Source organism: Xenorhabdus sp. PB30.3 (assembly GCF_963895965.1).
Classification (GTDB): Bacteria; Pseudomonadota; Gammaproteobacteria; order Enterobacterales; family Enterobacteriaceae; genus Xenorhabdus; species Xenorhabdus stockiae.
Map to the genome: position 1 here is coordinate 1 of NZ_CAWQMW010000030.1, position 9,094 is coordinate 9,094.

Sequence of the window (9,094 nt, forward strand, 5' to 3'; positions counted from 1 at the left end):
GCTGTGATGCAAACGGTTATCCGCTGGATGCTCACTCACACTGGCACCAATAACCGCCTGAAATTGATTCAAGAGGAAAGTGAAATGAAAGGCATGATGACGGGGGAAATCTTCACGGGGAGGGCGGGTAAAAAGTGCGGGGCAAGCCCCCAAAGACCGCCGCCGTCCCGCAAAAATAACGCTAACGCAGTTTTTTAACAAAAAAAGACCCTTAACCGCTTGACATTGAAAGGAGACTGACAATGACAAAGCGTACACGTTCTGACAGCCTCAAAGGCAAAATGCAGGCGATGGTCAACGCCTTTCAGGACACCATTGAACCTCCGGCACACGCCGGTTTAATGCCGGAGGCCATCGACTTCTATAACGACAATATGGCAATGGCCGGATTGAACTCGCTTATACCTATGACTATCTGCGTCATGAGGCCAACCCGAGTAACCCCGGTACATGGCGTGGCCCGCCTCCCTTAATGGAAGGCTTTATCGTCGATTTAACCATGATAGAAGGTTAACCCTCTCCGCTTTATTCATCTCAGGAATCCAATCATGATTTATACACAAGGCACCCTTTCCACCGTGTCCGGCTCGGCTATTGTCCGCGGTACGGGCACTAAATTTAAAGACAACCTGAACGGTATCGCACCGGGGCAGGTGATACTCATTCAGTCCGGTAGCAGTAATTTACTGCATATGATTCAGGCCGTGAATTCGGATACGGAGCTGATACTGGCGGATAACGTGAATGTGACGCTAAATAACGTGGTGTACCAGATTCAGGTCACAGTACCGGATTCCATGTCTGATGGTGTCCGGCATATGGTGGCTATCAATACCTACATCGTCCAGTTCCTTCAAAATATGGATCAGTGGATGACCCAGAATGGAACGGTGGCGGTAACATTGCCAAATGGTCAGACGGTGTCACTGCAATCGATAAAGGCGATGAATGATGCCCTTGCCGGGAAGTTGGATAAGCGCCAGAACGGAGCAGATATTCCGAATAAAACGGAATTTGTGAGGAATATTGGATTAAATAATGCGCTGAAAACGGGGGAATATGGAATTGGCTCCCAACCTATAGGAATTAGCGCACCAAGTAAATATGATGCAAATGAGGCAATAACAACTGGCTGGTATGGAGGGGGTGGATCTGGCGCAAAAAATTTCTGGGCTGCCTATGGCCCTGTTATGGTCATGGCGCGAACAGGCGGTGATGGTAGTGGATCAGTCGCACAATTTCAGGTGAGTGACGCTGCAATGGCTAATCGTGTTAGAGAAGGAAACAAATGGAGTGCTTGGAATATTGCATGGTGTACAGGGAACACTACTGTTATTGACGGATTCATAAAAAAAGCCAGCCCCATTATCAAAATTTGGGGTGATGGGAAATTCAAAACCAATGACGAATCGGAGGGTGCCATTGTTGAACGTTTGTCCGAGGGCGTCTATCTCAACAAAAACGTGCTGGGATTTAATGCGGATGCGGCATGGGGTGGCGTCGATGGCGGGATTGAAATACCAATCTGCAAAAATAAATTGTCGCTGATTTGGGTCAACTATGAGGTTTTACCGGATGGTGCTATCAAATTAATGACCTGCCACCGGGAACACCAAAACGCGCCAGAATTCGCCCGAAATGTGCGTCAGGGCTATTCGGATGGCGACTTGATTGATATCCCTGTTGGTCGGTCTATCGCTGTCCGTGTCCAGATGCCGGAAAATTCGGTGTGGAATGTGAAGCAGAAGGCGGCAGGGGTTGCTACTGATAGTGATCAGACTGAACCGGTGGAATAAGGGAATGATTAACCCGCAGAAGTTGCGGGTTATATTTGAGGTTATTATTTTATTTCGTCGAGAAGAGAATAACGTGACTCAATTTTGACGTTAACATAAAAGTCACCGGCATTATCTTCATAATAACCATCATCAAAGAGAAGTATTAATTCACCATTTGCGGGAACTGTTTTGTGGAGTACACCGTTACCAACTTCATAAGTTTTATCGCCGATTTTTGCAATCAGGCTATATGTTGGTGTAGGTGGTTTGCCGGGCTCACCTTGGGGAGCGGCCCATGTAGCGTTTGGGCGATTGTAATTATATTGCGCCCATCCCGCAGCAATGATAGATATCACGTCTCCTTGTTGGAGCACAAGCCCTGTGGGTTGCCCTTGTTCAGCATTGGCAGGGACATTTCCAGACCAATCATACATAGTATTACCTCCAAATTATATTTTGAAAGCGACAGAAGAATTAAGATTGTGATTATTTCGTGTCAGGCATTTGCACCCGGACAGAAACAAATCTGCCATCAGGAATATCGATTAGATCACCGTCAGAGTAGCCTTCACGTATATTTCTGGCGAAAGTAGGGGCATCTGAGTGCTCACGGTGGTAGGTCATTAATTTTATGGAACCATCGGGTAGGATTTCGTGATTGACCCAAACCATTGGTAGATCGTTCTGACAGCGTGGGATATCGATACTGCTTACCGCTCCACCATTACTGAACCCCATAATGCCTTTAATGAGATAAGTGCCTTTTGATAACCGTTCAGCGGTAGCTCCTTCTGATTTGTCGTTGGTGGTGAATTTGCCATCAGATTGGATAAGAATATTGGGGGCATTCTGCCGAATATAACCACTGTCATCGTGATGACAGTTGGAGTCTAATATCAAAAATTGTCGCCAATCTTTAAAATCACTATCCCATGTTTCTCTAGTTCGTATCCATGCAACATTCTGGTACGCATTAAACGCTAATTGTGTCGGCCATTGAGCAAACCCCATTGATAAAACTTTTAACGCCCCATCTACAGAAGGAGCATCGGAAGGGAGAGGACCATTTGCCTTGCTATAAAAGCCCGTTTTTCCAGCCAAACTGGCGATAGACTGTCCCGAGGACAATTCAACGCTGTCTCCCCCTAATCCATAGTCACCGATCCTCAGCACATTACTCAATCCAATATTATTCACAAACGCCGCTTTATCCGGAATATCTGCTCCATTCTGATTCTTAGCTAGCCTATTTTCGGCATTTCTATTTGCATTAATAGCATTATTGTTTGCGGTGCTGGCTAGATCGTATGTTTTCTTAATAGTTTTAGAGGTTGCAACGGTTATCTCACTGTCATTGTCTATTGCATTACTTAACGTAACAAATCCCGGTTTTACCTGAGTGGCATAGGGGTGATTCCGGCTCGCAGCATGTTCTGCAATAGCTTCTTTGATTGACTCTTTGACATATTCCGGTGTTGCAACGATCACGAGATTACTCTCGTCTGAGACAGGTACATCTGGCTTTTTATCTTGCATATTCATTCCCTCATCTAATCAACAATACACATTGCTAAATAACATGAAGGCGGGTGGGAGACTTCTCCGCCGGTGAACATCAATAAAAGGGTTCATCAATACAGAAAAGTACGGCTTGACTAATATTTGATAGGGAGCATGTTTTGTGGGCAGGATGACATAAAATGACAAGCGGGGAATTAATAGAATTTGGCAGATGTCTGATAAGACTTAGTATTCTAAAAGCGGGATTTTAACACTTTGTAAGCTATTGATTTATTTAATTTTTGTCACCATGCAGGAAATAAGTAAAATCAACAAGTTACATAAAGATGAGATTTACCACCTTTTAACCCATTGATTCTTCCATTCATCCTCACTTTGGCTCAATCCTTCCGTTTCAAATGGAGTGATTAATCAATGAGAACTGGATGGGATTTGAAAGTCCGTTAATATAAAGAATGGATTTATGCTTTATAGTATCTTTGAGCAAAATATCTGTGTTCGAATCCTGAGTTAGCGGAAAAAGGAGGAGTCGAACAAGACTGATATATTTCACGCAACTGTTCATTTTTATTAACTAAATTTTTATGTGTATAGCAGTGTGTATAGGTTTGTTTCTATATTTAATATTATTGTTTAATATCAGTATGTTATTTTGCTTGTTCGAATCTCCCCTCCTCCTAAAGTCTACTTTTACTAGTAAAATCAACGAATAGCAACAAGCTCAAGTCTCCTGATATCTCTTAACATCTCCTGAAAGCGATATGAAATTGTGTATAGTTTTTCCTATACACATCCTCCTATACACATGGGTGAAATAATGAAGCTAACAGACGTGGCAATTAAGAGATCTAAGCCAGAAGCAAAGGCTTATACTCTTTCCGATGGAAACGGGCTTTGGTTATCCTCCATACCTTTTACAACGTGATCATCACGAAAAGCAAGAATCCTAATAAACCCATTTCCATCGAACAACAAGTGAATAACATTTAACAATTAGTTAACTTTTGAAACTAAACTCAATATTTTTGCTCGTTTCCTGAGTGGTTAAAGAGATGCGAATAATATATGTTGCCACTTCATACCTGTCTCGATATGGACAACTAATACGTATAAACAGTGTCTGATACTCTATAGTGAACAAGTAATTTCTATGTATACAATCAATTCAGAACAGGGATTGATAGATCTGGGTCACAGAAAAAAGTAATATTGTAGAAACTAAAAACCCCAAGTATGTACTAGGGGTTTTTAGTTAAAGATTTCTATCATTATCTATCGTCGACACTACGTGGACATAGATAGATATAAATGTATACATATCAACAAACTACAAGGGTACTTTGAACACCATGCCAGTGTTACATAACCGTATTTCTAACAAAGAACTGAAAGAACGTATGTTGGCTGAAACTGAGCCGCGCACAACTATCTCTTTTTATAAATATTTTGCTATTCCTGAGCCACAGGATTTTCGCGACAGCCTGTACCAACAATTTACTGATTTGTCAGTGTTTGGACGAGTTTACATCGCTAAAGAAGGTATCAATGCGCAAATCAGTATCCCTTCTAAAAATGTTGATGCCCTGAAAGCAGTATTAAATACCGCTGATCCTGCTTTGTATAACTTGAGACTCAATATCGCATTAGAAGATGATGGCAAATCATTTTGGGTATTACGCATGAAAGTGCGTGAACGTATTGTTGCTGATGGTATTGAAGATGAAACTTTTAATCCGTCAGAAACTGGTGAATACCTGAAAGCGGATCAGGTCAACCAGATGCTGGATGATCCTGAAACTGTATTTGTTGATATGCGCAATCATTATGAATATGAAGTCGGGCATTTCGAAAATGCGATTGAAATTCCGTCAGATACATTTCGTGAGCAGTTGCCTATGGCAGTTGAGATGTTGAAGGATGATAAAGATAAAAATATCGTCATGTATTGTACTGGTGGGATCCGTTGTGAGAAAGCAAGTGCTTATATGCTGCACAATGGTTTTAACAATGTTTATCATGTAGAAGGCGGTATTATTGAGTATGCCCGTAAGGCGAAAGCTCAGGGGCTGCCTGTTCGTTTTATTGGTAAAAACTTTGTTTTTGATGAGCGTATGGGAGAGCGTATTTCTGAAGACGTTATCGCTCAGTGCCATCAGTGCGGTTCAACTTGTGATAGCCATACTAACTGTAAAAATGATGGATGCCATTTGCTATTCATCCAATGTCCGTCTTGCGCAGAGCGGTTTGAGGGATGTTGTAGCGATGTCTGCCGGGAAGAAATGTTACTTCCTGAAGGCGAACAGCGTGCTCGTCGGGCAGGAAGAGAAAATGGGGCTAAAATTTTCAACAAGTCTCGTTATCGGTTGAGTGAAGGTTTGAATATCACTTCGCTGCAATCTATCAAGCAATAAATCTTATTTAACTGCCTGTTTAGTCTACTGAATGAACAGGTATTGCAAACTGGCGTAATAACTTAAATGTAATTGCGCCAGTTGAATTATTAACAGAGATACTTAAAGATATTATAAATAAAAAGTAACTCCATCTGGTTAACGACTCCTAATTTTTCAATGATATGTCGTTTATGCGAATAAACGGTACTGCCGCTTATTTTTAATATCTTTGCAATCTTATATGTGCCTATTTCCAGCATCCAATAATAGAGGATCCTATTTTCCTGCGGGCTAAAAACAGAACTTTTTGCATTGAAATGAGAAAAATAGTGTTGAATATCATATGAAGCAATTTCGTTTAATCGTTGAAGTAGTAAGCTAAGATTCCTTTTTGGTAAAATAAAATCCTTATTAGTCAGCTGGATATGATTTTCTGTCCATGGGTATGGCTTATCAATATAGATATAAATGCGTCTGTCATGCATTAAGGAGAAAAATAACTTCATGTATTCACAGTATGAACTGCAATAACCGTAGTGTGTTAGATTCATCAGAACAATATCTGGTGAAAATACCTGAAGAGTAGTTATTGCATCATGAATTGAATGCATACCTGCTGTAAGGATGTTCGTATTTTCTTTCAGGGACTCAATGATCCCGAGGCGGGTATAATAGCACTCATCAATGATTAATAGCTTCATTAGCTGAACATCCTTGTTCTACAGTGGTTATTATTAAGTGAAACAGTCTACCGGATAGTTAAATATCAGGCAGTGTCTGGCTGTTTATAATACAGTATTGTGAAAAATAATAAACTATATGAATGATTCTGTGAGCTGATATTTGTTTTGATAGCAGTGGCGGACACTCAATGTTCTGAGTGTCCTAATAGGTATGAAATTTGCTGTTAATGTTTTGTATAGTCAAGTTGGTCGTATTCTGATGATTCAATCTTCTCGATCCCAGCCTGCAAGATTAGAATTAGCTGTTTTGCAACTCCTGTAGTTAACCACAATGTTTTGTCAATACTGACATTATCTGTTTTTGTGGTTTGATCTGGGGAGGATAAGTAATGAAGGCGAATCATCATGGCGTCATAGGTGTCAACAATACTGATGTCCCAACCTACAACAGGGTGGGTTTGAATAATTTCATCTTTTTGTCCCATATAACCTCCTAATCAGACTACAGCATTGTTATTGGTATAATTGACTAAGAGCTGCGAATCTCATCAAAGATGAGTAATGGCAGTATAAACCTTTTTATCAAACTAATACTACAACCAGTCTCAGAAACCCGATTCTGATCATTTTATCTGAGGGTGAGTGTTAACGTGTTAGGTAGGGAAAGAGGGATGACGCCTTCATGCGGAAACTAAGTATCTCCGCATGAAGCACGATGAGAGGTTACTTACATATTTTTACTTCCCATCCGGCATCTTCTCCAGCCAGGAATGGGATCAATTTTTCGCCATTATGTTCGACGTATTCGAAAACTGGGGTAGGCTTGCGTGTAAGTTCAATAAACCCATCATTAACAGGTAAATCATAAAATTTCGGGCCATTCAGAGAGCAGAATGCTTCAAAATGCTCCATTGCATTCATTTCTTCAAAAACAGTTGCATAAGCAGCTAAAGCGGTTGGCGCATTGAAAACACCAGCACATCCGCAGGAAGATTCTTTACGGTGCAATAAATGAGGAGCGGAATCTGTTCCCAGGAAGAAACGGTCACAGCCACTGGCAACAGCTGCGCGTAATGCCTCCTGATGAATATTGCGCTTTAATACTGGTAAACAATAGAGATGTGGGCGGATCCCGCCAACCAGCATATGATTACGGTTGAACATCAAATGCTGTGGAGTGAGTGTTGCTCCTAACTTATCATTGCCGTCAAGAACATATTCGGCAGCTTCTTTGGTCGTGATATGTTCGAAAACAACTTTCAGCTCAGGGAACTGCTTACGTAACGGCTCCATGACCTGCTCTATAAAACGGGCTTCACGATCAAAAATATCAATATGAGCCGCAGTCACTTCACCATGGATCAGGAGAGGCATTCCTAATTTTTCCATTGTTGCTAGCAGAGGATAGATCTTTTGTATATCTGAAACACCGTGGCTGGAATTAGTTGTTGCATTGGCAGGATAGAGTTTACAGGCAGTGAAAATACCTTCTTTGTAACCTATTTCAATTTGGGAGCTGTTTGTTGAATCCGTGAGATAGCAGGTCATCAGAGGCTGAAACTGGTGTTCTGATGGAATGGCTGCCATTATCCTGTCTTTATAGGCCTTCGCGCTGGCAACATCTGTCACAGGCGGGGCAAGGTTAGGCATAACGATAGCCCGGCCAAAGAAATGGCTGGTATGAGGAACGATAGTTTTCAGCATATCACCATCGCGAAAATGGACATGCCAGTCGTCAGGGCGGCGGATTTTAATGGTATATGATTCAGTAGTCATGGAACCGGCTCCAGAATATAGGTGAGAAATGGTGGAAGCTGATTCAGCATTCCTTAAGCCGGAGGTAGATGATAAAGAGAAAATAGTTAAATAGCTATTATTAAATGATAAAGTTCCGCTATTTTTGCAGAATTAAGATTTTTGTTTTATAGAAGCTAGGGTATTCAGAGGAAATTAATTGTATCAAAAAAGGAAAAAATAGAAGTAACAAAACGAGGGTGTATTGAAGTTGGCTCCTCCAACTGGACTCGAACCAGTGACATACGGATTAACAGTCCGCCGTTCTACCGACTGAACTATGGAGGAACTCCTTCAAGACGGGGCGAATATTAACGGCTATTTTCTCATTTGTCAAAGGGGAAAATCATAATAACTGATTGTTTGCCGTTAATATGTACTTTTTGTCGATAATATATGCTTTGTGATTTTCAGCTCATCAATGTATCTTCAGTAGCAAAGCAAAAAGCCCGACTCAGTATAACTGAATCGGGCTTCTTTAAATTTGGCTCCTCCAACTGGACTCGAACCAGTGACATACGGATTAACAGTCCGCCGTTCTACCGACTGAACTATGGAGGAATTGCTGTGTTCCTGAGAACGAGGCGAATAATAGGGGAATGGAGAGGGCTTGTAAAGCAGAAAAATAAAAAATAAGTTCAAGTGATTGAGATACATTCAAAGCGGTGGGTTTTTATCATTTTTTATAGCAAAAAATAATCAGCGACGCACTTTTTAGGCTTTACTCACGATAACGAATTAATATTTCGTTATATTTTCTGATGCCAGATAAATGCCCCGGCAAAAAGCAGAAAAGCAAAAAGCCCGACTCAGTAAAACTGAATCGGGCTTCTTTAAATTTGGCTCCTCCAACTGGACTCGAACCAGTGACATACGGATTAACAGTCCGCCGTTCTACCGACTGAACTATGGAGGAATTGCTGTG

Annotated in this window: 9 protein-coding genes and 3 tRNA genes; 4 read left to right on the plus strand and 8 right to left on the minus strand. The window is 41.3% G+C overall.

The window, feature by feature from the left end; genetic code table 11:
* From AACX38_RS02985 to AACX38_RS02995, 3 genes are all read left to right on the plus strand, one after another.
* Positions 1–198 (plus strand): hypothetical protein (locus AACX38_RS02985; RefSeq protein ID WP_228865694.1); only part of this gene is annotated, 198 nt, incomplete at its 5' end.
* Positions 199–242: 44 nt separating this feature from the next.
* Positions 243–473 carry a hypothetical protein gene (locus tag AACX38_RS02990; RefSeq protein ID WP_228865695.1) on the plus strand — a complete coding sequence of 77 codons (231 nt, stop codon included), beginning with the start codon at positions 243–245 and terminating at the stop codon, positions 471–473.
* A 75-nt stretch (positions 474–548) separates the two neighbouring features.
* Positions 549–1,796 carry a phage tail fiber protein gene (locus AACX38_RS02995; protein WP_228865696.1) on the plus strand — a complete coding sequence of 416 codons (1,248 nt, stop codon included), beginning with the start codon at positions 549–551 and terminating at the stop codon, positions 1,794–1,796.
* 44 nt (positions 1,797–1,840) lie between these two features.
* On the opposite strand, the gene AACX38_RS03000 is transcribed toward AACX38_RS02995, so the two are convergent.
* Together AACX38_RS03000 and AACX38_RS03005 are read right to left on the minus strand one after the other, a co-directional pair.
* Positions 1,841–2,212: a LecA/PA-IL family lectin gene (locus AACX38_RS03000; RefSeq protein WP_228865697.1), complete on the minus strand. Its 372-nt coding sequence runs from the start codon at positions 2,210–2,212 to the stop codon at positions 1,841–1,843.
* Between the two features lie 52 nt (positions 2,213–2,264).
* The gene (locus AACX38_RS03005) at positions 2,265–3,314 is read right to left on the minus strand and encodes a phage tail fiber protein (RefSeq protein ID WP_228865698.1); all 1,050 of its coding nucleotides are present in this window, start codon (positions 3,312–3,314) and stop codon (positions 2,265–2,267) included.
* A 1,334-nt stretch (positions 3,315–4,648) separates the two neighbouring features.
* On the opposite strand from AACX38_RS03005, the gene trhO reads away from it, so the two are divergent.
* Complete coding sequence (gene trhO, locus AACX38_RS03010) at positions 4,649–5,710, plus strand: oxygen-dependent tRNA uridine(34) hydroxylase TrhO (RefSeq protein WP_228865699.1); 1,062 nt, start codon at positions 4,649–4,651, stop codon at positions 5,708–5,710.
* A gap of 89 nt (positions 5,711–5,799) precedes the next feature.
* Here the strand turns inward: trhO and AACX38_RS03015 are convergent, their stop codons facing one another.
* The 6 genes from AACX38_RS03015 to AACX38_RS03040 form a co-directional block, all read right to left on the minus strand.
* Positions 5,800–6,393, minus strand: a complete 594-nt coding sequence (locus AACX38_RS03015; RefSeq protein ID WP_228865700.1) for a response regulator transcription factor — start codon at positions 6,391–6,393, stop codon at positions 5,800–5,802.
* Positions 6,394–6,599: 206 nt separating this feature from the next.
* The gene (gene bssS / locus AACX38_RS03020; protein ID WP_099123488.1) at positions 6,600–6,860 is read right to left on the minus strand and encodes a biofilm formation regulator BssS; all 261 of its coding nucleotides are present in this window, start codon (positions 6,858–6,860) and stop codon (positions 6,600–6,602) included.
* Positions 6,861–7,098: 238 nt separating this feature from the next.
* On the minus strand, positions 7,099–8,151 hold the full coding sequence (gene pyrC, locus AACX38_RS03025; protein WP_228865701.1) for a dihydroorotase: 1,053 nt from the start codon (positions 8,149–8,151) through the stop codon (positions 7,099–7,101).
* A gap of 230 nt (positions 8,152–8,381) precedes the next feature.
* A tRNA-Asn gene (locus AACX38_RS03030) sits at positions 8,382–8,457 on the minus strand.
* A gap of 197 nt (positions 8,458–8,654) precedes the next feature.
* A tRNA-Asn gene (locus tag AACX38_RS03035) sits at positions 8,655–8,730 on the minus strand.
* A gap of 279 nt (positions 8,731–9,009) precedes the next feature.
* Positions 9,010–9,085: transfer RNA gene (locus tag AACX38_RS03040), tRNA-Asn, on the minus strand.
* Positions 9,086–9,094: the final 9 nt, after the last annotated feature.

Excerpts from the sequence above, each read along its gene's own strand:
- AACX38_RS03000 (WP_228865697.1), bottom strand. The coding sequence starts at position 2,212 with ATGTATGATTGGTCTGGAAATGTCCCTGCCAATGCTGAACAAGGGCAA.
- pyrC (WP_228865701.1), bottom strand. The coding sequence starts at position 8,151 with ATGACTACTGAATCATATACCATTAAAATCCGCCGCCCTGACGACTGG.
- AACX38_RS03005 (WP_228865698.1), bottom strand. The coding sequence starts at position 3,314 with ATGCAAGATAAAAAGCCAGATGTACCTGTCTCAGACGAGAGTAATCTC.
- trhO (WP_228865699.1), top strand. The coding sequence starts at position 4,649 with ATGCCAGTGTTACATAACCGTATTTCTAACAAAGAACTGAAAGAACGT.
- AACX38_RS02995 (WP_228865696.1), top strand. The coding sequence starts at position 549 with ATGATTTATACACAAGGCACCCTTTCCACCGTGTCCGGCTCGGCTATT.
- AACX38_RS03015 (WP_228865700.1), bottom strand. The coding sequence starts at position 6,393 with ATGAAGCTATTAATCATTGATGAGTGCTATTATACCCGCCTCGGGATC.
- AACX38_RS02990 (WP_228865695.1), top strand. The coding sequence starts at position 243 with ATGACAAAGCGTACACGTTCTGACAGCCTCAAAGGCAAAATGCAGGCG.
- bssS (WP_099123488.1), bottom strand. The coding sequence starts at position 6,860 with ATGGGACAAAAAGATGAAATTATTCAAACCCACCCTGTTGTAGGTTGG.